Origin of the sequence: Brevibacterium oceani (genome assembly GCF_017948325.1) — a bacterium.
GTDB classification, from domain to species: Bacteria; Actinomycetota; Actinomycetes; order Actinomycetales; family Brevibacteriaceae; genus Brevibacterium; species Brevibacterium oceani.
In genome coordinates this window covers 3,484,917-3,508,920 of record NZ_CP072846.1, presented here as the reverse complement: position 1 = coordinate 3,508,920, position 24,004 = coordinate 3,484,917, and the positions used below count along the sequence as shown (strand labels likewise).

The window sequence follows — 24,004 nt, the reverse complement described above, 5'->3', positions numbered from 1 at the left end:
CTGCGGCCGACGAAAACCGTCCGCATGCCCGCTTTGTCTGCGTTTCGTAAGGATTCGACCGGTCTCGGGCGGCACCGTCGTCCCTAGTCTCGGACCATGCCGACATCACCTCCGCACCAGGCTCTGCCGAACAGTGCTGACCCGAATAGTGCTGACCCGAACAGTGCCGATACGAACCGTGCCGATACGAACCGTGCCGATACACACAGCGCCGATACGAACCGTGCCCGCATCGACCTGATCCTCCCGTGCCTCGACGAGGCGGCCGCCCTGCCCGGGGTGCTTGCGGGCCTGCCGGACGGGATCAGGGCCATCGTCGTCGACAACGGCTCGACCGATGCCTCCGCCGAGGTGGCCCGCGCCCACGGTGCCCACGTGGTCGTCGAACCCCGGCGCGGTTTCGGGTCCGCCGTGCACGCCGGGGTGCGTGCCGCCACCGCCGAGGTGGTCGCGATCTGTGACGGGGACGGATCCTTCGATCTCGGCGAACTCGACCGGGTGACCGGTCCCGTCCTCGCGGGCCGAGCCGACCTCGTCCTGGGTCGGAGGCGAGCCGTGAGCCCGCGCGCCTGGCCGTTGCACGCCCGGTTGGCCAACCGTGCGCTCGCCGGACTCATCAGGCTGCGCGCCGGCATCGTTCTCCGCGACCTCGGACCGATGCGGGCGATGCGCCGGCACGATCTGCTCGCCCTCGACCTCACCGACCGGCGCAGCGGCTATCCGCTCGAAATGGTGCTCCGCGCTCGAACTGCGGGCCTGCGCATCCGCGAAGTCCCGGTCACCTACCGGCCGCGGGTGGGTCGATCGAAGGTCACCGGCACCCTGCGCGGCACCCTCACCGCGATCACCGACATGTCCCGCCTGATCAGAGAGGAGACACGATGACCACGCTCATCATGCTCGCCAAGGAATGCGTGCCGGGAAAGGTGAAGACCCGCCTCAGTCCTCCGCTGACCCTCACCGCCGCCGCCGAGGTGGCCGCCGCCTGCATCGACATCACCGCCGCCGCCGTCGACCGATTCGACTGGACCCGGAAGGTCCTCTGCCTCGACGGGACACGGCTGCCGAGGGACTTCACCGGGTGGGACATCGTTGCCCAGTCAGACGGTGACCTCGACGAGCGGATCGCCGCCGTGCTCGACGCCTGTGCGGGCCCGACCGTGCTCATCGGCATGGACTCACCACAGCTCGACCGCGGTGTGCTCAATCTGTTGAGCACCGAGTGGCCGGATGACTGCGACGCCTGGTTCGGCCCGGCCGCGGACGGCGGGTTCTGGGCGCTCGGCCTGCGCGAACCCGTTGGTGACCTGGTCAGAGGGGTGCCGATGTCCCGAGCGGACACGGGCGCGATCCAACTCGAGCGGCTGCGCGCAGCCGGACTGAGGACGACGCTGCTGCCGGTCCTGCGTGACATCGACACGGTCGCTGACCTCGACGCCGCCTCCCAGCTGCTGCCCGGCACGCTGCTCGCTGAGTTCGCTGATCGGGCGGGCGCTGCCGTCCGCGCGGGCGTCACCACCGGTGACGTTGTCGCAGACTTCGCCGACTGCGCAAGCCTTGCTGACCGCGCGGAGGCATCATGAGTGTGAGTGCGGCGCCCGTGGGTTTCGGCCACGGCGGAGCCCGCCCGTATGATCGGGCGCTGGTGATGGGTGGCGCCCTCTACCTCCACGGGATCGGCGACGATCGTGCGCCGACGCTCATGGATGTCGACCGGTATGCCGCCGAGGCCGACGCCGCCGATCTCACAGCCATCGGCCGAGCCGCGGGTGCCGTCATCGACCTCGGCTGCGGGCCGGGGCGGATGGTGCGGGCAGCGATCGCCTCCGGTCACTTCGCACTCGGAATCGACGTGTCCCCGACGGCCGTGGCCATCGCTCAGGACGCCGGTCTGCCGGTGCTGTGCCGCGACATCGATGCCGTCCTGCCGCTCGAAGGTCGGTGGGGGACGGCACTGCTCATCGACGGCAACATCGGCATCGGCGGAGATCCGGCGCGGCTGCTCGACCGTGTGCGAGCACTCCTCGACCCTCGCGGTCGCATCATCGTCGAGACCTCCGCGGGCCCGGACGAGGCGCGATCGTTCCTCGCCGAGGTCCGTGACCGGTGCGGCCGCACGAGTGCCGCGTTCCCTTGGGCACAGATCGGCAGCACGGCCCTCGCTCGCACCGCCGCCGAGGTGGGACTGCGCGTCGAGGAGACGTGGAGTCATCAGGCTCGCACATTCCTCGCCCTCACCGGCGTCGACGGGCGGCGATGAGGCCGATCGTGAGCACGATGGCCGTGGCCGCCACGACCACGCCCCAGAGCACCAGCAGATTGTCGGCGTAATCACCGGGCAGGATGGTCGGGTTCGCGACCCCGCGGCCCTGTGCCCAGATCTCTGGAACGACGACAGCAGAGACGAGACTCGCGGCCACCAACAGTGCCCGGGTCACTGCGAGGGCGCGGTGACCGAAGAGCGCAGTTCGGATAGAGAGCGCAGTTCGGACAGGCGGAGGACGGTGCGCGGCGAGGATGCGGTGGCCACGAGCATGTTCCGCCGACTCCGACGTCATTGCGGAGTCCGGCTCGGGGGTGGTTCGGGGTCCGAAGAGTATGCGCCCGAGCACGGTGACGACGGGGACGAGGACGCCGTCGTGGACGATGACAGCGGCGGCCAGCCAGAGGCCGAGCCCGATGATGCTTGCTCTCCCCACGGTCGTGAGCACGAGGAACGCGCCGTAGGCGACGAATCCGATTCCGGCGATGACGAGCGCCGTGCGGGTGATGTCGCGTGAGCGCAGCGGGGGCCTCATCCGATCACCTCGATCGTGCTGATCCATTTCGTCTGCAGCACTCCGGGGCGTCCGGGCGCGATGATGCGGGCCGGATATCCGTGATCGAGGTCGAGGGGTTCTCCGTTGAGCCCGAGGGCGATGAGGGTGAGTTCGTCGGCGGCGAACTCGGGGCCCATCTCGCTGACTGCGTAGCCCCCGCGGGTCTGCAGGCTCGTGACCCGCAATCGTGAGTGCGGGTCGATTCCCGACCGCGTCAGGACATCGCGGACGCGGACTCCCGTCCACCTCGCCGCGGTCGACCAGCCCTCGACGCACGCGATCGGAATGTCTTCGGTCGACTGGTCCATCGCCTCGAGCTGGGATCGGCTGAAGCCGTGGACGATGCCGTTGCCCCTCACCTCGAGCGTCCAGGCAGGATCGGCGGCAGTGGTGAGGACATCGGCGGCCGCGGCGGTGCGGTTGACCGGCAGTCCCTGCGGGCCGTCCCCGTAGCGGCGGGGACCGAAGAGGTTGAATGCGGAGAGGAACCTCGTCGACTGACCGGCGGTGAAGCCGACGACGGCGACGGTCGCCGCGGCCACCGAGGCGAGGAACGCCCGACGATCGGACCCTGCCGTGCGCACATGGTCAGCCGGCACACGGTCGGCCTGCACATGGTCAGTCTGCACGCGGTCAATCGGTGCGGGGTCCGTGTCCACTTCGCCGACGTCCACGGCTGCGTCGCCCCGCCTCGGCGAGGGTCGGGACCTCCAATGTTCGCGGATCGTCGGCAGCTGGAAGGCGATGTGGGCGAGGAGTGAGCCGACGATGACCCAGGCGAGGGCGTAATGGACGGTGCGGAAGGAGAACGGCCACGCATACCAGTGGTAGATGTTCATCACGCCGATCGTCAGCTCGAGCAGACTCGAGGCGACGAGGACGCCGATGAGGCCGCGTTCGAGCGCATGGATCGCCGAGGTGATCGGCGGCCACGTGAACAGGCGCGGGTAGACGGTCCACAGCTTCGCGAGGAGCAGCGGGACCGAGGCGAGTCCCGCAGCCACATGCACCCCCTGGGTGACCTGGTAGAGCACGGCCGGGCGGGTGGGGAACCGCATCCACGGCAGCGGGTCCTGCAGGTAGTGACTCCAGATCCCGGTGGCGAAGCAGAGCACGAACGTGAGGCCGAGCAGCCTGCCGATGACGACGGCCGTGCGCGGGCCGCGCACCGAGTCGTGGGTCTGCTTCTGCGCGGAGTCTGTCGTCTGCTCGTGCGTTGAGTCGGGCGTGTGTTCGTGTACGGATTGCCGCCTCGGCGCGCCCAGGCGCTCGCGCACCGAGGAACGGAGCTCGGTGAGACGGTCGTTCGGCAGATGGCCGGGGGTGTGTCGTCGCGGCATGATTCGACCGTAGGGATCCGGCGCCGGTGATGTGCCCCGATTTCCTTACGGTCCGAAGACAGCGGGCACGAGACACCGCCTCTGTCGACTCGGCCCGGTCGCCTCGGCTCAGGCATCGACGCTCCACCTCTGTCATCGTCTCGTAAGCAAATCGCACGGTCCTCGGGCAGGTGGTCACGACACAATGGCGAGACAGCAGCGACTGCAGAGACGACAGCGACAGCAGACACGACCACGGCCGAGCGGCAGCCTCGGCAGAGGGAGCACACATGGACGACACCGCGCGATCGATGAGCACCGGCCCCCACCTCGACGAGGGACCCCACCTCGGCGAACGGTCCGAGGCGAACGAGCCACCACGGATCGCCGTCATCGGCGGCTCCGGCCTCTACGACCTCCTCGACGAGGACTCGCGCACCGAACTCGATGTGTCGACTCCCTACGGCCCGCCCTCGGGCACGGTCACGGTGGGAGATTTCGGCGGTCGACGGATCGCGTTTCTCACCCGGCACGGCGCCGGACATACGCTCGCTCCGCACGAGATCAACTATCGGGCGAACATGTGGGCGCTCGCCTCCCTCGGGGTGCGCGCGGTCGTGAGTTCGAGCGCGGTCGGCGGCATCAGCCCCGACATGCCCGTGGGGTCCTTCGTCATTCCCGATCAGATGCTCGACCGGACCGTGCAGCGGACCGCGACGTACTCCGGTGACGGTATGCTCATCCACCTTCCCTTCTCCGATCCGTTCACCCCCGTACTCGTCAACGTTGCACGCGCAGCCGTCCGCAGCCTCGGCGAGGACGTTCCCGCCTGCGGCACCACCGCAGTGATCGAAGGCCCACGGTTCTCCACCCGCGCCGAGTCCCGCCTGCTGCGCGAATCCGGCGCCCACATCGTCAACATGACCCAGTATCCGGAGGCCGCGCTCGCCCAGGAGTTGGGAATGGGCATTGTCAACCTCTCCTTCGTCACCGATTCCGATGCCGGGGCCACCAGCGCCGAGGCGGTCGATGCGGACACGGTCCTCCACCGGCTCGCAGCCGCCCGACCGAGGATCCTCGCGGCGTTGTCTGCGATCGTCACCGCGATCGGATCCGATTTCGCGCCGCCGAGGCTCGTGCCCGACGCAGTGGTGCGTCGGATCCTCGCCCTCCCGGTCGCTGACAGGCCGGTCGCTGGGGATCCCGTCGCCGACAGGCCGGTCGCCGGAGACCCCGTCGCTGACGGATCCTTCGCCGAGGTGGTCCGCCCGTGACCGCGTCCCGTCCACACCTGCTCGTCACCGGGGGCGCCGGGTTCATCGGCGCCGAGGTGGTCGCCGCGGCCCTACGCGAGGGCTGGAAGGTCACTGTGCTCGACAGCTTCCGCTCCGACGTCCACGCCGGAGCGGTGGATGCCGCCGAGCTGCTCGGACGCTTCGGCGAGGAATTCACCGGCCCTGGACTCGGCGCGCCCGCGTCCGCCGACCTGCGCATCGTCGGCGGTGACGTCGCCGATCCGCAGGTTCTCGACCAGGTGCTGCCGGGAATCGACGCCGTCAGTCACCAGGCGGCGAAGGTCGGATTGGGCGTCGACTTCGCAGACAGTCCCGACTACGTCGCCAGCAACGAACTGGCGACGTCGATCCTCCTCGCCGCGATGGCCCGGCATGGTGTGAGGGATCTCGTCCTCGCGTCCTCGATGGTCGTCTACGGCGAGGGCGCCTACCGTGACGAACAGGGTCCCATCGACGCCGGTCCACGGACCATCGCCGATCTCGAAGCGGGACGATTCGACCCCGTCTCTCCGCGCACGAATACCCCGCTGACCCCGGAGCTGATCAGCGAGGACGCCACACCCGACCCCCGCAATGTCTACGCCGTGACGAAACTCGGCCAAGAGATGCTCGCCGCCGCCTGGGCGCGGGCGACGGGCGGCCGCGCCGTCTTCCTGCGCTATCACAACGTCTACGGACCCCATATGCCGCAGGGGACTCCCTACGCCGGAATCGCCTCGATCTTCCGCTCGGTGCTGCAGGCGGGAGGCCGACCGCGCGTCTTCGAAGACGGTGCACAGCGTCGTGACTTCATCCATGTCAGCGACGTCGCTTCCGCGAACATCGCCGGCCTCGACTTCGCTCGCACCCAGGGGCCGGGCACGGTGCGGGCCTTCAACGTCGCCAGCGGTGATGTCACCACCATCGGTCAGATGGCCGAAGCCCTGTCCTCGGCCCTCGGCGGACCCGAACCGGTCATCACGGGGGAGTACCGCCTCGGCGACGTCCGCCACATCACCGCCTCGGCACAGCGAATCCGCACCGAGCTGGGCTGGCGACCTCGGATCGGTTTCGCCGAAGGGATGGCCGAGTTCGCCCGCGCTCCGATGCGCGAACCGGTCGGCAGCAGCGCTCGCCCGCCTGCCGGCAACAGTGCTGGCCCGTCCGCCGAAGACAGCGCCCGCCCGCCTAACGGAAGCTCAACTGAACCGACTGGCTGGCCGTGATCGACGAAGACCCGACCCCGTCGGCCGGAGACGCGGCCCTACCGACCGGAGACTCGACCTCACCGACCGGGGATTCCGCCACGTGGACAGGTGCCAGCAGGGCGCGGGCACGCTCGGGCAGGGGCAGTCTCATCGGCGTCCTCGCCGCGCTCATCCTCATCGTCGTCGCGATCATCGTGCCGCCGAGCACCGGCTGGGACGTCAAGGCGCTGTCAGCTGCGCCGCTGTTCGCCGAACTCCGGCCGCGGATCGGCCCCGGGAGTGCCATCGCCCTCGTCATCGCCGCAGTCGTGCTCGTCTGGGGCCCTCGCCTCACCGGCCGTCTGCGCTGGTGGCCCCTGCTGTCATGGACGACCCTCGTGTCCGCGGCGTGGATGCTCGCCCTGGATGCGGTCGACGGGTTCGACCACCTCGGCGGGATCCTCAACAGCGCGGAGGAGTATCTGCCCACCGCCCGGGCGCTCGCAGACGTAGGCCTGCCCTCGGCGATCCCCGACCTGCTGTCCGGGTATGTCGCGCGCATCCCGCTCGCGGCAGCGGACAATCTTCCGGTCCACCTCGCCGGGCATCCGCCGGGGGCCGTGCTGTTCTTCGCACTCCTCGTCGCCGTCGGGGTGCGATCGGCGTGGGGGATCGGCCTCGTCATCACCGTCCTTGCCGCGACGATTCCCGCCGCGGTGATGTGGACCCTGCGCAGCCTCGGCGCCGAGGCTGGGGCGCGCAGTCTCGCGCCGTTCCTGGCCAGCGCTCCCGCAGCGATCTGGCTCGCGGTCTCCGCCGATGCCGTCTTCGCGAGCACGGGAGCGTGGGCGATTGCGGTCCTCGCCTGGTCGACGATGCGGTCCGAGTCGGGATCGAACCGACCGCGAACAGTCGTCGGCGGACTCGCCGCCGGTGTGCTCCTCGGTCTCGGGGCGTATTCGAGCTACGGGTTTCCGCTGCTCGGCCTCGTCGTCCTCGCGGTGTTCGCCGCTGCCCGCACCCTGCGCCCCTTGTCGTGGCTGATCGTCGGAGGGCTGGCCGTCGTCGCCCTCTTCACAGCCGGAGGCTTCTTCTGGTGGGAGGCCTATCCGGTGCTGCGCGAGAGGTACTGGGACGGATTCGCCGCGAGTCGGCCGGCAGGCTACTGGCTGTGGGCGAACCTCGCGGCACTTCTGTGCGCAACCGGTCCCGCACTCGGTGCCGGCCTGACCGCGGTTGTGCCCGCACTGCGATCCCGCCTCGTCGCAATATGGAACGGGTCACTGCGATCCCTTCCCGCCGCAGGACGGAAAGGAACGCTGCGCACCGATGCGACCGATGCGACCGATGGGGCCGGTGGGACCGATGGGGCCGGTGGGGCCGGTGGGACCGGTGAGGACGGCCGATGGACCATCGGCATCCTCTCCGCCGCCGCAGTGGGAATGGTGATCGCCGCAGACCTGTCGAGCATGAGCCGCGCCGAGGTGGAGCGGATCTGGCTGTTCATGGTGCCGTGGCTGCTCGTCTCTCTGGCCGCGGTCCCGGTGCGGGCCCGATCGTGGCTGCTGTCGACGCAGCTCGTCTTCGCCCTCGTCCTTGCCCATCTCGTGCACAGCTCATGGTGAAACGGCTCCGTTCGTCCTAGGCTGTCCACAGACCTGACGAACCACACCGCGAAAGCACCTGACATGACCTCGACGACCTCCGCACGCTTCCGCCTCGTCCCCATGCGCCCTCGCGATCCGGGGGAGGCGGGCCGGGCGGCCAGCACGCTCGAGCTCTTCTTCGACCTCGTCTTCGTCATCGCCGTGTCCATCGCGTCCTCGCACTTGCATGACACGGTCACTGACGGCCGCCTCGGTGAGGGGGTGACGAACTATCTGCTCGTGTTCTTCGGGATCTGGTGGGCGTGGATGAACTTCACCTGGTTCGCCACCTCGTTCGACACCGATGATTGGCTCTACCGGGTGCTCACGATCGTGCAGATGGGCGGGGTGCTCATCCTCGCCGCCGGCATCGGGCCGGTCTTCTCCGACGGGGACTTCCGGCTCCTCATCGGCGGCTACGTCCTCATGCGCGTCATCATGATCTCCCAATGGCTGCGCGCGGCCCGCGGCGCCGGGCCCGCGCGGTGGACGACGATCGTCTACGCCTGTGGGATCGGGATCGCGCAGGTCCTGTGGGTGGCCTGGCTGGCCATCGACGACCCCGTCATGCGCGCGGCCGGCCTCGGGCTGCTCATCCTCGCCGAGGTGGCGGTGCCGGTCATCGCCGAGACCCGCGGCACGACCCCGTGGCATCCGCACCACATCACCGAACGCTACGGCTGCTTCACCATCATCGTGCTCGGCGAGAGCCTGCTGGCCTCGGCGGACACGATCTTCGACGCCCTCGCCGAGGTCGCCGACATCGTCCCGCTCATCTCACTCGGCGTCCTCAGCCTCATCGTCACCGCCGCGATGTGGTGGATCTACTTCTGGCCGCCGCACCACCGGGCGATCGGCAGCCTCGGCGGATCATTGAGATACGGATACGGCCATTACTTCATCTTCGCCGCCGCCGGCGCGTTCTCTGCCGGAGTCGGAATCGAAGCCGATTCCCAGCTCGGCGACAGCGCTCTCGATCCGGTGCTGGCGACGTTCACGGTCTCGGTGCCCATCGCCGTGTTCGTGCTCGGCGTGTGGCTGCTCGCAATCCGCGCGAACGCGAACGGCATCGTCAACACCGTCGTCCCGGTCTGCGCGCTCCTCGTCCTCCTCGACCCGATCATCCCGATCCCCACGTTCCTCACGACGTTCTTCATGATCATCATCGTCATCACCCTCATCGTCATCCCGCCGAAGGGCGGAGGCTCGGAGTACGACGCCGAGGTGGTCGCCGGGTGACGTGCAGGACCGGGCACTCCTTCGCCGAGGTGGGAGAGACCCTCGCCGAGGTGGCCGCCGGGTGAGCGCGGCCGCAGGCGAGTCGGCCGCTGGGTCAGCGACACAGTCGCCCGCCCTCGTGACCTACCGATGCGTGGACGAACGTGGGACGCTGGAGGCATGAACATCCACAGTGTCGTCCCGCCCTACCTCCTCGATGCCATCGCCGAGCGCGGTCCCGAGAAGTTCCCCCGCGCCGCAGCGGCCGCTGCCAGCTGTCGGATGTCCGACGAGTCCTGCCGCAGCCTCCGCCTGACCGGCCTGCGCTACACCCCGCCGGCCGACCTCGAGCAGACGGAGACCCTCGACCAGGCTGAGACCCTCGAGACCGGCGACCTCGCGAACCGGACCTCGACCTCGGGCGACGTAGGCAGTGAAGGGGCGAGCGGCCGAGCGGCCACGGCCGGCAGGCCCAGAAGCGCCGGACTGCAGCGCCTCATCCACGACGCCCAGGGCAAGGAGGTGCTGCCCGGTGTGCTCGTGCGCAGCGAAGGCGAAGACCCTGTCCCCGATGAGGCGGTCAACGAGGCCTTCGACGGTCTCGGCGCCGCGTACTCGCTGTTCTCCGAGGTCTTCGACCGCAATTCGCTCGACGGAAATGGGATGCCGCTGCTGGCCAGCGTCCACTACGGCCAGGACTACGACAACGCGTTCTTCGACGGCCGCCTCATGGTCTTCGGCGACGGCGATGCCGAGGTGTTCACCGGCTTCACCGGGTCGCTGTCGATCATCGGACACGAACTCTCCCACGGCGTCATCAGCCACACCGCCGATCTTGAGTACTCCGGGCAGCCGGGAGCGCTCAACGAACACTGCGCCGATGTCTTCGGGGCGCTGACCGACCAGCACGACAACAGCCAGAACGCCGAGGACGCCGACTGGCTCATCGGGGCCGGCATCTTCACCCCCGAGGTCACCGGGCGTGCGCTGCGCTCGATGATCGAACCCGGCACCGCCTACGACGACGATGTGCTCGGCAAGGATCCGCAGCCGGGCCACATGGACGACTTCGTCACCACGGATTCGGACAACGGCGGCGTCCACCTCAACTCGGGCATCCCCAACCGGGCGTTCGCGCTCGCCGCCGTCAGCGTCGGCGGTCCGGCCTGGGAGAGCGTCGGGCAGGTCTGGTACGGGGTGCTCACTGGCGACGAGATCACGAAGCAGACCGATTTCGTCGGCTTCGCAGAGCTGACCATCGCCGAGGCGGCCGAGCAGTTCGGACCCGGATCCGACGTTCACGATGCGGTCGTGACCGGGTGGGAAGCCGTGGGCATCTCCCATGCCGGTTCGGCGCGCGGGAATGAAGGGAGCAGCTGGTGAGCGAGGAGCCTGCCGGTGCCGCAGGCGCCGCAGGCGCCGCCGACAGCGGCGCTGAGGGGTTCGGCCGATTGGTCGTCGAGCGCTCGGGCGGGATCGGCGGAATGCTGGTCGTCTGGGAGGTCGACATCGACACGAGCTCCCGTCGCGACGATCTCGGCCGCAGGGTGACCGAACTGCCCTGGTCCGATCGCTCCACCGCCGATCCGGCTTCGACCAGCTCAGCCTCGACCAGCTCAGCCTCGACCAGCTCAGCCTCGGCCGGCTCAGCCTCGGCCGGTGCCGACCGCTTCGACTACCTCATCGAGAGCCGGTTCGGCCGGGTGCGTTTCGGCGAGGGACAGATGCCCCAGGAGTGGCGGCGCCTGGTCGACGAGGTCCGCGAGGTCGCCGAACCGCAGAGGCGCCGACCTGACTGACCCTATGCTGGAGAGCATGACCGACGAGAAACCGACTCCGACCACTGACGCTCGGACGACCGCAGAGCAGAACGTCCGCGACCTCGAATCCGGGATCCATACGGATCTGAAAGAGACGATGACCTACGGGTCCTATCTCGACCTCGACCGACTGCTCGGCGCCCAGCACCCCGTCAGCAGCCCCGAACACCACGACGAGATGCTCTTCATCATCCAGCACCAGACCACCGAACTGTGGTTCCGCCTCGTCATCCACGAACTCCTCGACGCCCGCCGACTCATCGCCGCTGATGAACTGCAGACCGCGCTCAAACGCATCGCCCGCGTCAAGCACATCCAGAAGACCCTGACCGAACAGTGGTCAGTCCTCGCCACGCTCACCCCGAGCGAATACGTGGGCTTCCGCGACCAGCTCGGCCGCGCCTCGGGATTCCAGTCCTGGCAGTACCGGGCGGTGGAATTCCTGCTCGGGAACAAGAATCGCGGCATGCTCCAGGTCTTCGACGGTGAGCCCGAGGCCCGCGCCGCACTCGAGCAGTACCTGAACGAGCCGAGCATCTACGACGAATTCCTCGCCTGCCTCTCCCGTCGCGGACTCCCGGTGCCCAGGCGCCTGCTCGACCGTGACAAGTCCGAGGCCCACACCTTCGACGAGGAACTGTTGGAGACCTTCCGCATCATCTACGAGAATCCCGATGACTACTGGCTGGAGTACGAAAGCTGCGAAGAGCTCGTCGACCTCGAGGAGAACTTCCAGCTCTGGCGCTACCGGCACATGCGCACGGTGCTGCGGATCATCGGCATGAAGCGCGGCACGGGCGGTTCGAGCGGGGTCGGTTTCCTCCAGAAGGCACTCGACCTCACGTTCTTCCCCGAACTGTTCGACATCCGCACCGGCATTGAGAACGGCCCCGGCACGCGGACGGATTCCCCTGATGCCTCGTTCCAGCCGCCACACCCCCGCGCGGATGCGTAAGGAGCACCTCGACTAACCGAGCAGCACCTCGGCTAACCGAGCAGCAGCTCGCTGACCTGCGGGAAGTACGGCGACTCGGGGTCGATGACATCGGCATGATTCGCCCCCGCCAGCTCCGTGCGGACGGCCGGGAAGACACGTGAGAATTCGACATTCACGATCCCGTCGGCATCCCCGTGGATCGCATGCACGTCGACGCGTTCCGGGATGAGCGCGACGCGCGAACGCGGATCGTGGCGCAGATAGGCGGCGAGGTCCTCCTCAGGGCGCAGACCCATATAGTCGAGCACCGCACCGTCGCCGAGGTGTCCCTCGACCTCACGGAGCAGGTCCGTCACCGGCGCCAGCGGCCGCAATCGGATCCGCGGTCCCTCGGCCGGCAGATGCGAAGCCCACGCGAGGACCAGGCAGCCGCCGGCCGAATGACCGGAGACGATGAGGTTCTCCCGTGCCGCAGCACTGACACCCCAACCGGGCAGTTCGGCACAGATCGAGTCGATGGCCGCGGTGACATCGTCGAGCAGGTGCGGCTGTCCCCCGACCCGCCGGTATTCGACGAGCGCGACGAGCACCCCGGACGACGCCAGCGCCCGAGCCAAGGGGCGAGCATGGCCGAGATCCGTACGAGGTCGGAAGTATCCGCCGTGGACGAAGATCACCGTCGCCGAGGCGGCCGCCGGGTCGCCGTAGACCTCGACGAACTGCTCGGGGGCGTCCCCGTACACGTGCCGGAATCCCGGCACCGCGTCGGACCCGCGGCCGATTTCGCCGAAGGCTGCGGTCGGACCACCGAGGTCCGCACCGGTCTCGGCGAGTTCGACGATGCGCGCACTCTCGTCGCTCACCTCTCTGCCCTCATTCGGCCGCCCCTTCAGCGCGCTCGACGAGGTCGCGGACGCGGGTGAGTTCGGGCAGCTTCGGATCGAGTCTGTCCCCGGAGGACTCGCCGCGCAGGCGCCGGCCGACCCACGGGCCCAGGTACTGCTTGGCCCACCGGGACTCCTCGCTCATCACCTCGCGGATCGCCCGCGTCGGTCGGGCGGGGATGCCGAAGCCCTCGACCGGCAGCGAGTGGCCGGATTCGAGGGTGGCCAGAGCCTGTTCGGCGACGAGGTGGTGGCCCTTGGGGGAGAGGTGGATGCGGTCATCGGCCCACATCTCCGCAGCATAGAGCGAACGCAGCCCCCAGACATCGATCATGTGGCAGCCGTGACGCTGCGCGATCGACCACAGGTGCGCATTGTAGACACCCACGCGCGGGCGCACCGCCCGGATGAGCGGAGTGCTGAACTCGGTGTCGAAGCCGTTGCACATGAGCACCTCGATGCCGGCCTCTCGCAGCGCGACGACGGCGCGTTCGAACTTCGCGGCCAGGGTGTCGATATCCGCTTTGGGCCGCAGACAGTCGTTGCCGCCGGCGCACAGGCTCACGAGGTCCGGCTTCAGCTCCAGGGCACGAGGCACCTGTTCGTCGATGATGCGGTCGAGGAGACGGCCGCGGATCGCGAGGTTGGCGTACGACACGTCCGGGCTGCCCACGGAGGATTCGGTGAGCATGAGTGCCAGACGGTCGGCCCACCCGCGGAAACGGTCGTCGGCTCGGGGATCGGGATCCATCAGTCCTTCGCTGAACGAGTCTCCGACAGCCACGTATGAGGTGATGGTCTTGAGCATCAGGGATCCTTCTCTCGTCGTTCTCCCATCCAGACTATACGCACGCCCTGACGCGGCGTCCGTCCGGGGACGCCACGACGGTGCGGGGTGCCTCGGTCGAAACGGGATGTGGCGTAGACTCGACACCGCATCCAGACGTCGCCGCCGACCCCTTCGCAAGGAGCACAATGTACCGTTCGGTTCCGGTCCCCGCCCCCACAGATCTCGTCATCACGAACGCACGGATCGTACCCGTGGCCGACGAGCGCGGAAACCGTGCCGAACCCCTCGAATCGGGCACGCTGACCATCTCGAACGGCCGCATCGCCGAGGTGGCCGACGGGTCCGTCGACACCTCCGCGCTGCCCGCCGGAACCGAGGTCATCGATGCCGGCGGACGCTGGGTCCTGCCCGGTTTCATCGAAGCTCACGGCCACCTCGGCGTGCATGAGGACGGGGAGGGCTGGTCCGGTGACGATACGAACGAGATGACCGATCCCAACGGGGCGGGCCTGCGCGCGCTCGACGGCATCGACCCCACCGATCTCGGCTTCAAGGATGCGCTGCGCGGAGGAGTCACCTCGGCGCTCATCAAACCCGGTTCCGGCAACCCCATCGGCGGGCGCACCGCGTTCGTGAAGACCTGGGGTCGGATCGTCGACGAAATGCTCGTCACCGAGGATCTGTCGGTGAAGTCCGCCCTCGGCGAGAACCCGAAGCGCGTCTACGGGGAGAAGAAGGTCACCCCCTCGACGAGGATGGGCACCGCGAAGATCATCCGCGACGCCTTCGTCGACGCCCGGAACTACCAGGCCAAACGTGCCCACGCCGAGGCCGAGGGCACGCCGTTCGACCGTGACCTGGTCAAGGAGACTCTCGCCGACGTCCTCGACGGCAAGCTCGCATGGGACCAGCACTGCCACCGCGCCGACGACATCGCCACGGCCATCCGCCTGTCCGAGGAATTCGGCTACCGCCTGGTCATCAACCACGGCACCGAAGGCCACAAGATCGCCGACTACATCGCCGACAAGGGCATCGACGTCATCCTCGGCCCCCTGATGACCAGCCGGTCGAAGGTCGAGCTGCGCGACCGCACGCTGGCCACCGCGGCGGCCCTGGCCAAGGCGGGCGTGCGCATCGCCCTGACCACCGACCATCCGGTCATCCCGATCAACTTCCTCATCCACGAGGCCTCGCTGGCCGTGAAGGAAGGACTCGACCCGGTCGTGGCCATCGAAGCGCTGACGATCAACCCCGCCGCGATCTTCGGCCTCGAGGACCGCTTGGGCTCCCTGTCCGTCGGCCGCGACGCCGACGTCGTCATCTGGTCCGGTGACCCGCTCGACCTCGACTCCCGAGCAGAGCAGGTCTTCGTCTCCGGACGCCGGGTCTTCGAATTCGACGCGCAGACGGGAACCGCGAACATCGCCGACCCACACGGCCCAACTCTCATCAGCGAGCCGTGAGCGACGAGGATCTCGAAGACGCCACCACCGCCGAGGTGCGGGTCGATCCCCCGACCGCGCCCGGTCCCGTCCGCGGATCGACTCCGGCCACGGGCGCCAACGGCAATCCCGAGGCCGGATCCCAGGCCCTGCGGGAGCTGCTCGAACGCACCCGCCTGCAGCGCCTGGCCGAGCTGCGGGAGCCCCCGACCGGAACCCAGCCGGACGATGTCGCCAAGGCCGCGGCCGCGAAGGCGGCGAAACCGAGCCGGAGCGGGGGACGGGCGAAGCCCCGGACCGACCACCTCGGCGCCTCTCAGCGGATAGCGCAGAAGGTCGCCCGACGCACCGTCGGCAAACTCGTCTCGGGCACCACCACGACGAACACCCAGCCGGTGCCGATCGTCACCGCGCTCAGGGGCACTCCGTACCAGGCGCCGGTGCAGGCGACCGAGCCGAGCGAAGACGAGGCGCGGATGATCCTCGACCTCGCCGCGGACATCGCGGCGATGATGATGCGCGCCGGTGCCGGCACCAGCGATGTCGAGGTCTCGGTCATCGCCGCATGCACCGCGTGCGGTCTCGCCACGGTCGAGGTGGACCTGACCTCGAACACCCTCGTCGTGCACTACTCGACCTCCGACGGTCGTCTGCTGACGGTGATGCGGGTCAACCGCGGCGAATCCACGCACTATGCGAAGCTCGCCTCGGTGCACAAGCTGGTGACCGACCTCGTCGACGGTCGACTCGAATTCAACGAGGCACGCAACCGCCTCGACGCGATCCGCTCCCAGCGCCGGCCGTTCCCGCAGTGGTTCACCACCGGCGCGTGGGGAATGATGGTCGGTGCGCTGGTTCTCCTCCTCGGGGGAGGGCCGGTCGCGGTTCCTCTGGGCATCGCCATGGCGATCCTCATCTTCCAGGTCGGCAAGTGGATCGGCCGGACGCACCTGCCGTCGTTCTTCATCACGGCGCTCCAGGCCGCCGCGGCGACGCTCATCGCCACGATCGCCGGTGACCTCGGGCTCATCGCCTCACCGCAGTACCTCGTGGCCGCCGGCATCGTTCTGCTGCTGCCGACGCAGTCGCTCTATTCGGCCGTGCAGGACGCGTTGACGAACTTCCCGCTCACCGCGGCCGGACGCGTGGTCGGGGTGTTCATGACCCTGGCGGGCATCGTCTCCGGCATCGCCTTGGGCGTCGTGTGCGGGCAGGCGATCGGGCTGAGCCATATCGAGGTGCTCGTGCCGAAGACGAGCCCGCATGTGGTCACCGCCATCCTGTCGATGTTCGCGGCCGTCGTGGTCTCGATGTCCGGTGCCGTGGCGATGTCGGCCAGGCGGCGGTTCATCCTGCCTGCGGCTCTGGTCGGGCTCGCTTCGCACATCACCATGATGTCGCTGACCCTGCTGCACATCGACAATGTGCTCGCCAGCCTGCTCGCGGCCACCGTCACCGGGTTCCTTTCGAGGCCGTTGGCGCTGCGGCTGGGAGCACCGGCGATCGTGCTCATGATCCCCGGCATCTACACCCTGCTGCAGGGACTGTCGATCTTCACCGCCGTCTACCAGATCGCCTCGGACTCGGAGAACGTCTCGTTCGCCGTCGGCCTGTCCTCGCTGTTCACCGCGATCCTGGCGAATGCTGCCCTGGCCGTCGGCGCGGTGTTCGGCAGCTATCTGGCACTGCCGCTGAAGAACCTCAAGAGCCGCAGCTCGGCCGAGGAGAAGGTCGAGTCGGTTCGCAGCGGAGAGCCGGTGACCGCGGTCGTCGACACCGTCCAGACCGGCGGGACGAAGACGCAGACGGGGTCGGCGCCGACCGAGTCGTGAGGGTTCAGTCGGAGCGGTCAGGCTCTGAGGCGGCAGCGCCCAGTTGTGAGGGCTCAGCCCTGAGGCGGCAGCGCCCGCTCAGCCCTGAGGCGGCAGCGCCCAGTCGATGGGCGCGATACCCTTCTGCCCGAGCAGCTCGTTGACCCGTGAGAACGGGCGGGAGCCGAAGAATCCGCGGCTGGCCGACAACGGCGACGGGTGCGGGGATTCGATGATGGCCACCTCGGCGGTGCCCGACGTCAGCAGGGGTGCGAGATTGCGGGCATCCCTGCCCCAGAGGATCGCGACGAGAGGCTGATCGCGTTCGGTCAGCGCGGCGATCGCACGTTCGGTGATCTCCTCCCAGCCTTTGCCCCGGTGGGAGGCAGGCTGTCCCGGGGCGACGGTCAGCGCCCGGTTGAGCAGCATCACGCCCTGCCGTGACCACGCACGCAGATCTCCATGGGCGGCCGGTGATATCCCGAGATCGGCCTCGAGCTCCTTGTAGATGTTGCCCAGCGACCGGGGGAGGGGGCGCACCTCGGGGTCGACGGCGAACGACAGGCCGATCGGATGCCCCGGCGTCGGGTAGGGATCCTGACCGACGATGAGGACCTTCACCTCGGCGAGCGGTTCGGCGAAGGCACGGAACACGTTCGATCCGGTGGGAAGGTACTCGCGCCCGGCGGCGAGTTCGGCGCGGAGGAAATCGCCCATCGCGTGGATGCGGTCCTCGACATCGGCGAGGGCCTCGGCCCAATCGGGGGACATGATCTCGGTCATCGGAGGCGTCGACGTCATGGGCACGAGTGTAGCGAGGCCGAGTCGGCGTGACACATCAACGGTTACCCAGGAGTGTTTGGTCGATCCGCGGTGATTTCCTTGATGAAATCGCCGCGGATCGACCAAACAACGATGTGCGGCAGGCGTGAGGTGCGCGCACCCGTGCACGTGTTTCGGTCGCCGTGCACGTGTGCACGTGCCGCAGACCGGGTGTGCGTGATCGCGTATCGATCGGGAGTATTGCCGTTCAACGCCACACGTTATGCTCGGCCTAAGGAGTTCATCGTTGAACGAAAGGACGAGAATGTCGGATTTCCCCGAGGCCAAGAACTGGAAGATGCTCATCGGCGGCGAGTGGGTCGATGCCGCTGACGGCGACACCACCGATGTCATCACCCCGATCGACCGCAACGTCGTCATCGCGAAGGTGCCCAACGGCAAGGAGGCCGACGCCGATCGTGCCGTCAAGGCCGCGCGGAAGGCCTTCCCCGAGTGGGCGGCCGTGCCGTTCAAGGAACGCCAGAAGAAGCTGCTGGCCTGCGCCGATGCGCTCGAAGCCGCCTCTGAGGAGCTGGCCCAGCTGACCGCGATCGACACCGGAAACGCGATCCGCACGCAGGCCCGCCCGGAGACCATCACCCTGGCCGACCTGTTCCGTTACATGGGCGGAGTCGCCGGAGAGGTCAAGGGCAACACCCTGCCCGCCGGTGACGGACAGCTCCAGTACACCAAGCGTGTGCCGCTGGGCGTCGTCGCGGGCATCCTGCCCTGGAACTCCCCGCTGATGATCGCGGCCTTCAAGACCCCTGCCGCGCTCGCCGCCGGCAACACGATCGTCCTCAAGTGCGCCGAGGATGCGCCGCTGACGATCCTCAAGATGGCCGAGATCATCGCCGACATCCTCCCCGCGGGTGTGCTCAACGTCGTCACCGGCAAGGGCTCGGTCATCGGTGAGGCCCTCAACGTCCACCCCGACGTCGACAAGGTCTCGTTCACCGGTTCGACGAGCGTCGGCCGTCACGTCGCCGAGGTGGCCGGTGGCCGTCTCGCGCATTCGTCGATGGAGCTCGGCGGCAAGTCCCCGAACATCATCTTCCCGGACTCGAACGACGACGACACCCTCCAGCAGGTGCTGCTGTCGACTCGCTTCGCCCGCCAGGGACAGTCCTGCACGATGGGCTCGCGCCTCTTCCTCCACGAAGACATCTACGATGACTTCCTCGCCAAGCTCGTCGATGCCGTGTCGAAGATGAAGGTCGGCGACCCTCGCGATGAGGACTCCGACATCGGCTGCATCATCAACCAGAAGCAGTACGACCAGGTCGCTTCCTACATCGAGATGGGCAAGTCGATGGACGGCGTCGAGATCGCCTACGACGGCTCCGATTCGCTCGAAGTCGGCGAGCCCGGCTTCTACCATGCACCCGTGATCTTCTCGAAGGCCAAGAACGACTGGCAGACCAGCCGCGAAGAGATCTTCGGTCCCGTCCTCTCGGTCATTCCGTGGAAGGACATCGACGAGGTCATCGAGATGGCCAATGATTCCGACTTCGGTCTCGCGGCCTTCGTCTTCACGAAGAACGTCGACGCGGCGTTGACCATGGCCAACCGCATCGAGTCCGGCTGGGTCCAGGTCAACCAGGGCGGCGGCCAGCTGGCCGGCCAGTCCTACGGCGGCATGAAGACCTCCGGCTTCGGTCGCGAAGCCTCGCTCGAAGGCATGCTCGAGGGCTTCACCCAGATCAAACAGGTCAACATCCGCATCCGCTGAGCGGATACGCTCGCCGAGGTGGGGCATCCTCGCCGAGGTGGCCCGCCTTCCCCGAGGTGGCCAGCCCGGCCGGGACCGGACCCCGAGTCCGGGGATGGGCCCCCCTGAGGCGGGGCCGCCTCGGCGAATGACCCCGTCACTCACCCCGTCTCAGCGCACAACAATCAGGTGTGCTGCGGCGGGGTGGTGCGGTTCTCGACGGGCGTCGCGAGGGACCTCACAGCTTCGGCGGCGCGCCGAAAATTTCGGTCCCGTCGATCGGGCGATAATATAGAAGCACAGTCACCTCTCGAAGGAGCACATCCCCTATGCCGCCGAACAACGACACCTCAGAACTGAGCGAGCTCGAGGTGGCCGTTCTCGAATTCGAGCGGCGGTGGTGGAAATACGGTGGAGCCAAGGATCACGCGATCCGTGAGCGATTCGACATGTCGGCCACCAGCTACTTCCAGATACTGAACTCGCTTCTGGACAACCCTGCCGCTCTGGCCAGCGATCCGATGCTGGTCAAGCGCCTTCGCCGGATCCGCACCACGCGGCAGAGCGAGCGCGCCCAAGCCCGCGTCTCGAGGTAGATATGACCGACGAATTCGACGAGATCGAGCCCGGCCGGCGCAGCGGCGCCCATCGACAGGAATCCGCAGCGTCGTCGAACATCGGTGCCATCTCTCTGGTCATCGTGCTCGCGCTCGTCGCGGTCCTGCTCGTCGTGGCCGCCATCAACATCATCTTCTCCTCGATGGGCAATCCCGAGTCGAAGATCGCCGACCCGCCGGCCTCGGAGTCCGCCTCGTCCGAGCCCTCGCCGAGCGAGAGCGAAGTCAACGTCGCCGACGATTCGATCACCGTCGACGTCCTCAACGGCTCCGGCGTCTCCGGCGCCGCGAAGAAGTTCTCCGAAGCAGTCGAAGACAAGGGCTGGAAGCTCGGCCAGGTCGGCAACTATTCGACGAACCTCACCGACTCGACCGTGTACTACAACGGCGAGGACAACGCGTCGCAGGCCAAGCTCGTCGCGAAGTCGCTGGGCATCTCGGCCACAGAGGCCTCCTCGGACTTCGATGCCGACGTCACCGTGGTCATCTGCTCGGACATCGCCGACCGTGGGCCCGAATCGGGTGGAGAGAGCACAGAGGGCGCCGACTCCTCCGACGGCTGATGACTGCCGCGTTCCCCACGTGAACAGGGCGAAAAGCCTAAGGTAACGAATCTATAACAGTGTTGAGCGACCCCGGGTGGGGTGCGCGGCTGCGGTAGAGTGGCACCAGCTAGGCAAGCACAGCACCTTGTGTTCTATTCGTGCTTCACCGAGATTATTCTCCCGAGGTCAATGAGAGAAGTCGCGGGGTCGGTTGAGTTTTACTAGCTTCCGCAGCTCGATGCGGTCGCCCGATCGCGGCTGATCTGCGGGATTTCAATGGCACTGCACTGTATGGAGAAGTAATGGCACAAGGTACCGTCAAGTGGTTCAACGCTGAAAAGGGCTATGGATTCATCACCCTCGAAGGCGACAACCAGGACGTGTTCGTTCACTGGAGCGCAATCCAGATGGACGGCTACCGCTCTCTCGAAGAGGGCCAGCAGGTTCAGTTCGAAGTTGGAGAAGGACAAAAGGGTCCTCAGGCGGAGTCCGTCACCCTCCTCTGAGACTGGCTGCTGATAAGCACAGTTTTCTGATCCGCTGTACGGCGAGGCCCGAACGACCATGTGGTCGACCGGACTGACCGTGCGCGGGGAGAGCGCCGATCAGGCAACTGCTCGGCGCTTTTCAGCGCCCGGACTCAGTGGTGCTATTGGAGGCCGTGGGTTGCGCGGAATGAGGCACTCCGAATAGCCGAGGGTGCGGGCGACGACTATAGATGCGAACAGGCACACTTTACGCCGAGTAGCCCAAGGCCGAACTTGAGCTATTCGGCGTAAGTTGTGCCGATTCGTCGTTTGCGCGTGTAGGGCGCGTGGATCGCAAGGCGGCGGTACTCGGTGTGTGCGGTCGTGAGGTGGCGAAGCAGCGCGGCAGCGTGGCAGAGGCGCTGGGCCAGTGGCTGTTTCGCGCTGGGCCGAACCGCCTCGGCGATGGTTGAGTACTAGCCCTGAAAGCGGTTGCCGCGACGCTCAGGACGGCCGCTCGGGCGCCCGCAGGCCCCGAGAATCCGCGGATGAGGACCGTGATCCTGCTCGGTCAGCTCGCGAACGTGCGACGACATGACCGCGATCGCCTGCCTGCCTCCACTGTGACGACAGACGACGAATATTTGCACTCGCATAGTGAGAGTGCTAAATCTAGTACTGGTGAAAACCGATGGGTTCCCACCAGTCGTCTCGAGAGCGTGGTCCTTATGTGGAATGGAACATGCGGACACACTCTCTGCCGTCGCGGGCGCTGATGACTGCTCTGGATTCCCACTCCACTCCATCAGGGAGGATCTAAGCCACTATGGCAAAGATGATTGCATTCGACGAAGAAGCTCGTCGGGGACTTGAAGCTGGCCTCAACCAGCTCGCGGACGCGGTCAAGGTGACCCTTGGACCCCGCGGTCGCAATGTCGTGCTCGAAAAGCAGTGGGGCGCACCGACCATCACCAACGATGGCGTCTCCATTGCCAAGGAGATCGAACTCGAGGACCCCTACGAGAAGATCGGCGCCGAACTCGTCAAGGAAGTCGCCAAGAAGACTGACGACGTCGCAGGCGACGGAACCACCACCGCTACCGTGCTCGCTCAGGCTCTCGTCCGCGAAGGCCTGCGCAACGTGGCAGCCGGTGCTGATCCGCTCAGCCTCAAGCGCGGCATCGAGAAGGCAGTGGAAGCTGTCACCGGTGTCCTGCTGAACAACGCCATCGACATCGAGACCAAGGAACAGATCGCCGCCACCGCAGGCATCTCCGCTGGAGATCCCGCCATCGGTGAACTGATCGCCGAGGCCATCGACAAGGTCGGCAAGGAAGGCGTCGTCACCGTCGAGGAGTCCAACACCTTCGGACTCGAACTCGAACTGACCGAGGGTATGCGCTTCGACAAGGGCTACATCTCCGGTTACTTCGTCACCGACACCGATCGCCAGGAAGCTGTCCTTGAGGATCCCTACATCCTCATCGTCAACTCCAAGATCTCGAACGTGAAGGACCTGCTGCCCGTCCTCGAGAAGGTCCAGCAGTCCAACAAGCCGCTGTTCATCATCGCCGAAGACGTCGAGGGCGAAGCCCTGGCCGTCCTGGTGCTCAACAAGCTCAAGGGCACCTTCAAGTCCGTCGCCGTCAAGGCTCCGGGCTTCGGCGACCGCCGTAAGGCGCAGCTGGCCGACATCGCCATCCTCACCGGTGGACAGGTCGTGTCCGAGGAGGTCGGGCTCAAGCTCGACAGCGTGACCACCGATCTGCTGGGCACCGCCCGCAAGGTCGTCATCACCAAGGACGAGACCACCATCGTCGAGGGCGCAGGAGACGCCGAGGAGATCGCCGGACGGGTCGCTCAGATCCGCGCCGAGATCGAGAACTCGGACTCCGACTACGACCGTGAGAAGCTGCAGGAGCGCCTGGCCAAGCTGGCCGGCGGTGTCGCAGTCATCAAGGCCGGAGCCGCCACCGAGGTTGAGCTCAAGGAAACCAAGCACCGCATCGAAGATGCTGTGCGCAACGCCAAGGCTGCTGTGGAAGAGGGAATCGTCGCCGGTGGCGGCGTCGCCCTGATCCAGGCGGGCAAGGCTGCCTTCGGAGACCTCGCACTCGAGGGAGACGAAGCAACCGGTGCGAACATCGTCAAGGTCGCCATCGAAGCCCCGCTCAAGCAGATCGCCACGAACGCCGGCCTCGAAGCCGGTGTGGTCGCCGACAAGGTCGCGAACCTCGAGCCCGGATTCGGCCTCAACGCCGCAACCGGTGACTACGAGGATCTGCTGGCCGCCGGCATCAACGACCCGGTCAAGGTGACCCGCTCGGCCCTGCAGAACGCCGCCTCGATCGCCGGTCTGTTCCTCACCACCGAGTCGGTCGTCGCCGACAAGCCCGAAAAGGCCGCCGCAGGTGCAGACGCAGCTGCCGGCATGGACGGCATGGGTGGAATGGGCGGCATGGGCTTCTGATCTGACCTCACCGTCAGATCAGCCCCGCTGTTCGATCGGCCGTGCCGGTATCCGCAAGGGTGCCGGCACGGCCGTTTTCATACCCGGTTCACAGGCGCCATGCGCGATTCCGCGGGTGCCATGGTCCCCGACGAGGAGGCGCCGAGGGTGCCCGGCGTCGGGCGATTCGCTTCAGCAGTGCCCTCGGCTATTGTCCGCGCGGATGCCCCCGCATAGGCTGGG

The 24,004-nt window shown here is 67.5% G+C and carries 22 protein-coding genes; 17 read left to right on the top strand and 5 right to left on the bottom strand.

Translation table 11 applies throughout. The features are described 5' to 3' along the window. Window positions 1-96: 96 nt before the first annotated feature. The 3 genes from J9314_RS15635 to J9314_RS15625 are packed head-to-tail and all read left to right on the top strand — an operon-like array spanning window position 97 to window position 2,260. Window positions 97-885, top strand: coding sequence for a glycosyltransferase family 2 protein (locus J9314_RS15635; protein ID WP_210603248.1), 789 nt, complete (start codon window positions 97-99; stop codon window positions 883-885). Next, window positions 882-1,583, top strand: a complete 702-nt coding sequence (locus tag J9314_RS15630; protein WP_210603247.1) for a TIGR04282 family arsenosugar biosynthesis glycosyltransferase — start codon at window positions 882-884, stop codon at window positions 1,581-1,583. The genes J9314_RS15635 and J9314_RS15630 overlap by 4 nt, the downstream gene beginning before the upstream one ends. After that, window positions 1,580-2,260, top strand: a complete 681-nt coding sequence (locus J9314_RS15625) for a methyltransferase domain-containing protein (RefSeq protein WP_210603246.1) — start codon at window positions 1,580-1,582, stop codon at window positions 2,258-2,260. Before J9314_RS15630 ends, J9314_RS15625 begins: the two co-directional genes overlap by 4 nt. Here the strand turns inward: J9314_RS15625 and J9314_RS15620 are convergent. Continuing rightward, window positions 2,235-2,798, bottom strand: coding sequence for a hypothetical protein (locus J9314_RS15620; RefSeq protein WP_210603245.1), 564 nt, complete (start codon window positions 2,796-2,798; stop codon window positions 2,235-2,237). The genes J9314_RS15625 and J9314_RS15620 overlap by 26 nt on opposite strands. Further along, entirely contained in the window at window positions 2,795-4,159 is a 1,365-nt protein-coding gene (locus tag J9314_RS15615) for a molybdopterin-dependent oxidoreductase (protein WP_210603244.1), read from the bottom strand. Before J9314_RS15615 ends, J9314_RS15620 begins: the two co-directional genes overlap by 4 nt. A 269-nt stretch (window positions 4,160-4,428) precedes the next feature. Here J9314_RS15615 and J9314_RS15610 point away from each other — a divergent pair, with 269 nt between their 5' ends. The 7 genes from J9314_RS15610 (at window position 4,429) to J9314_RS15580 (ending at window position 12,238) form a co-directional block, all read left to right on the top strand. Then, window positions 4,429-5,412, top strand: a complete 984-nt coding sequence (locus tag J9314_RS15610) for an MTAP family purine nucleoside phosphorylase (protein ID WP_246490429.1) — start codon at window positions 4,429-4,431, stop codon at window positions 5,410-5,412. Next, on the top strand, window positions 5,409-6,638 hold the full coding sequence (locus J9314_RS15605) for an NAD-dependent epimerase/dehydratase family protein (RefSeq protein ID WP_210603243.1): 1,230 nt from the start codon (window positions 5,409-5,411) through the stop codon (window positions 6,636-6,638). The genes J9314_RS15610 and J9314_RS15605 overlap by 4 nt, the downstream gene beginning before the upstream one ends. After that, window positions 6,635-8,224 (top strand): hypothetical protein, encoded by a 1,590-nt coding sequence (locus tag J9314_RS15600; protein WP_210603242.1) that lies wholly within the window; start codon window positions 6,635-6,637, stop codon window positions 8,222-8,224. The genes J9314_RS15605 and J9314_RS15600 overlap by 4 nt, the downstream gene beginning before the upstream one ends. Window positions 8,225-8,287: 63 nt before the next feature. Further along, window positions 8,288-9,484: a low temperature requirement protein A gene (locus tag J9314_RS15595; RefSeq protein ID WP_210603241.1), complete on the top strand. Its 1,197-nt coding sequence runs from the start codon at window positions 8,288-8,290 to the stop codon at window positions 9,482-9,484. A gap of 159 nt (window positions 9,485-9,643) precedes the next feature. Further along, a complete protein-coding gene (locus J9314_RS15590) occupies window positions 9,644-10,846 on the top strand; it encodes a M4 family metallopeptidase (protein ID WP_246490428.1) in 1,203 nt (400 codons plus the stop codon). Continuing rightward, window positions 10,843-11,262, top strand: coding sequence for a protealysin inhibitor emfourin (locus tag J9314_RS15585; RefSeq protein WP_210603240.1), 420 nt, complete (start codon window positions 10,843-10,845; stop codon window positions 11,260-11,262). Before J9314_RS15590 ends, J9314_RS15585 begins: the two co-directional genes overlap by 4 nt. Before the next feature lie 16 nt (window positions 11,263-11,278). After that, window positions 11,279-12,238, top strand: a complete 960-nt coding sequence (locus J9314_RS15580) for a tryptophan 2,3-dioxygenase (RefSeq protein ID WP_210603239.1) — start codon at window positions 11,279-11,281, stop codon at window positions 12,236-12,238. Between the two features lie 32 nt (window positions 12,239-12,270). On the opposite strand, the gene J9314_RS15575 is transcribed toward J9314_RS15580, so the two are convergent. Next, a complete protein-coding gene (locus tag J9314_RS15575; protein WP_246490427.1) occupies window positions 12,271-13,083 on the bottom strand; it encodes an alpha/beta hydrolase in 813 nt (270 codons plus the stop codon). A 10-nt stretch (window positions 13,084-13,093) separates the two neighbouring features. Continuing rightward, window positions 13,094-13,912 carry an SGNH/GDSL hydrolase family protein gene (locus tag J9314_RS15570; RefSeq protein ID WP_210603238.1) on the bottom strand — a complete coding sequence of 273 codons (819 nt, stop codon included), beginning with the start codon at window positions 13,910-13,912 and terminating at the stop codon, window positions 13,094-13,096. 167 nt (window positions 13,913-14,079) lie between these two features. Here J9314_RS15570 and J9314_RS15565 point away from each other — a divergent pair, with 167 nt between their 5' ends. Both J9314_RS15565 and J9314_RS15560 read left to right on the top strand, forming a co-directional pair. After that, window positions 14,080-15,360, top strand: a complete 1,281-nt coding sequence (locus J9314_RS15565; RefSeq protein WP_210603237.1) for an amidohydrolase — start codon at window positions 14,080-14,082, stop codon at window positions 15,358-15,360. Next, window positions 15,357-17,171, top strand: a complete 1,815-nt coding sequence (locus J9314_RS15560) for a threonine/serine exporter family protein (protein ID WP_210603236.1) — start codon at window positions 15,357-15,359, stop codon at window positions 17,169-17,171. Before J9314_RS15565 ends, J9314_RS15560 begins: the two co-directional genes overlap by 4 nt. A gap of 78 nt (window positions 17,172-17,249) precedes the next feature. Here J9314_RS15560 and J9314_RS15555 read toward each other — a convergent pair whose 3' ends face one another. Continuing rightward, on the bottom strand, window positions 17,250-17,951 hold the full coding sequence (locus J9314_RS15555; RefSeq protein ID WP_210603235.1) for a uracil-DNA glycosylase: 702 nt from the start codon (window positions 17,949-17,951) through the stop codon (window positions 17,250-17,252). Window positions 17,952-18,237: 286 nt separating this feature from the next. Between J9314_RS15555 and J9314_RS15550 the strand changes: the two genes are divergently transcribed. The 5 genes from J9314_RS15550 to groL all read left to right on the top strand — a co-directional run bounded on the left by J9314_RS15550 (window position 18,238) and on the right by groL (window position 23,782). Further along, window positions 18,238-19,704: an aldehyde dehydrogenase family protein gene (locus J9314_RS15550; protein ID WP_210603234.1), complete on the top strand. Its 1,467-nt coding sequence runs from the start codon at window positions 18,238-18,240 to the stop codon at window positions 19,702-19,704. Between the two features lie 308 nt (window positions 19,705-20,012). Then, a complete protein-coding gene (locus J9314_RS15545) occupies window positions 20,013-20,279 on the top strand; it encodes a DUF3263 domain-containing protein (protein WP_166973719.1) in 267 nt (88 codons plus the stop codon). 2 nt (window positions 20,280-20,281) lie between these two features. After that, on the top strand, window positions 20,282-20,863 hold the full coding sequence (locus J9314_RS15540; protein ID WP_210603233.1) for a LytR C-terminal domain-containing protein: 582 nt from the start codon (window positions 20,282-20,284) through the stop codon (window positions 20,861-20,863). A gap of 284 nt (window positions 20,864-21,147) precedes the next feature. Continuing rightward, window positions 21,148-21,351 carry a cold-shock protein gene (locus J9314_RS15535; protein ID WP_025780447.1) on the top strand — a complete coding sequence of 68 codons (204 nt, stop codon included), beginning with the start codon at window positions 21,148-21,150 and terminating at the stop codon, window positions 21,349-21,351. 787 nt (window positions 21,352-22,138) lie between these two features. After that, window positions 22,139-23,782: a chaperonin GroEL gene (groL, locus tag J9314_RS15530; RefSeq protein ID WP_166973712.1), complete on the top strand. Its 1,644-nt coding sequence runs from the start codon at window positions 22,139-22,141 to the stop codon at window positions 23,780-23,782. Window positions 23,783-24,004: the final 222 nt, after the last annotated feature.

What these genes read in the sequence shown, in the direction of transcription:
- J9314_RS15635 (WP_210603248.1), top strand. Translation starts at nt 97, where the DNA reads ATGCCGACATCACCTCCGCACCAGGCTCTGCCGAACAGTGCTGACCCG.
- J9314_RS15630 (WP_210603247.1), top strand. Translation starts at nt 882, where the DNA reads ATGACCACGCTCATCATGCTCGCCAAGGAATGCGTGCCGGGAAAGGTG.
- J9314_RS15625 (WP_210603246.1), top strand. Translation starts at nt 1,580, where the DNA reads ATGAGTGTGAGTGCGGCGCCCGTGGGTTTCGGCCACGGCGGAGCCCGC.
- J9314_RS15620 (WP_210603245.1), bottom strand. Translation starts at nt 2,798, where the DNA reads ATGAGGCCCCCGCTGCGCTCACGCGACATCACCCGCACGGCGCTCGTC.
- J9314_RS15615 (WP_210603244.1), bottom strand. Translation starts at nt 4,159, where the DNA reads ATGCCGCGACGACACACCCCCGGCCATCTGCCGAACGACCGTCTCACC.
- J9314_RS15610 (WP_246490429.1), top strand. Translation starts at nt 4,429, where the DNA reads ATGGACGACACCGCGCGATCGATGAGCACCGGCCCCCACCTCGACGAG.
- J9314_RS15595 (WP_210603241.1), top strand. Translation starts at nt 8,288, where the DNA reads ATGACCTCGACGACCTCCGCACGCTTCCGCCTCGTCCCCATGCGCCCT.
- J9314_RS15590 (WP_246490428.1), top strand. Translation starts at nt 9,644, where the DNA reads ATGAACATCCACAGTGTCGTCCCGCCCTACCTCCTCGATGCCATCGCC.
- J9314_RS15580 (WP_210603239.1), top strand. Translation starts at nt 11,279, where the DNA reads ATGACCGACGAGAAACCGACTCCGACCACTGACGCTCGGACGACCGCA.
- J9314_RS15570 (WP_210603238.1), bottom strand. Translation starts at nt 13,912, where the DNA reads ATGCTCAAGACCATCACCTCATACGTGGCTGTCGGAGACTCGTTCAGC.
- J9314_RS15565 (WP_210603237.1), top strand. Translation starts at nt 14,080, where the DNA reads ATGTACCGTTCGGTTCCGGTCCCCGCCCCCACAGATCTCGTCATCACG.
- J9314_RS15555 (WP_210603235.1), bottom strand. Translation starts at nt 17,951, where the DNA reads ATGACGTCGACGCCTCCGATGACCGAGATCATGTCCCCCGATTGGGCC.
- J9314_RS15550 (WP_210603234.1), top strand. Translation starts at nt 18,238, where the DNA reads ATGTCGGATTTCCCCGAGGCCAAGAACTGGAAGATGCTCATCGGCGGC.
- J9314_RS15545 (WP_166973719.1), top strand. Translation starts at nt 20,013, where the DNA reads ATGCCGCCGAACAACGACACCTCAGAACTGAGCGAGCTCGAGGTGGCC.
- J9314_RS15540 (WP_210603233.1), top strand. Translation starts at nt 20,282, where the DNA reads ATGACCGACGAATTCGACGAGATCGAGCCCGGCCGGCGCAGCGGCGCC.
- J9314_RS15535 (WP_025780447.1), top strand. Translation starts at nt 21,148, where the DNA reads ATGGCACAAGGTACCGTCAAGTGGTTCAACGCTGAAAAGGGCTATGGA.
- groL (WP_166973712.1), top strand. Translation starts at nt 22,139, where the DNA reads ATGGCAAAGATGATTGCATTCGACGAAGAAGCTCGTCGGGGACTTGAA.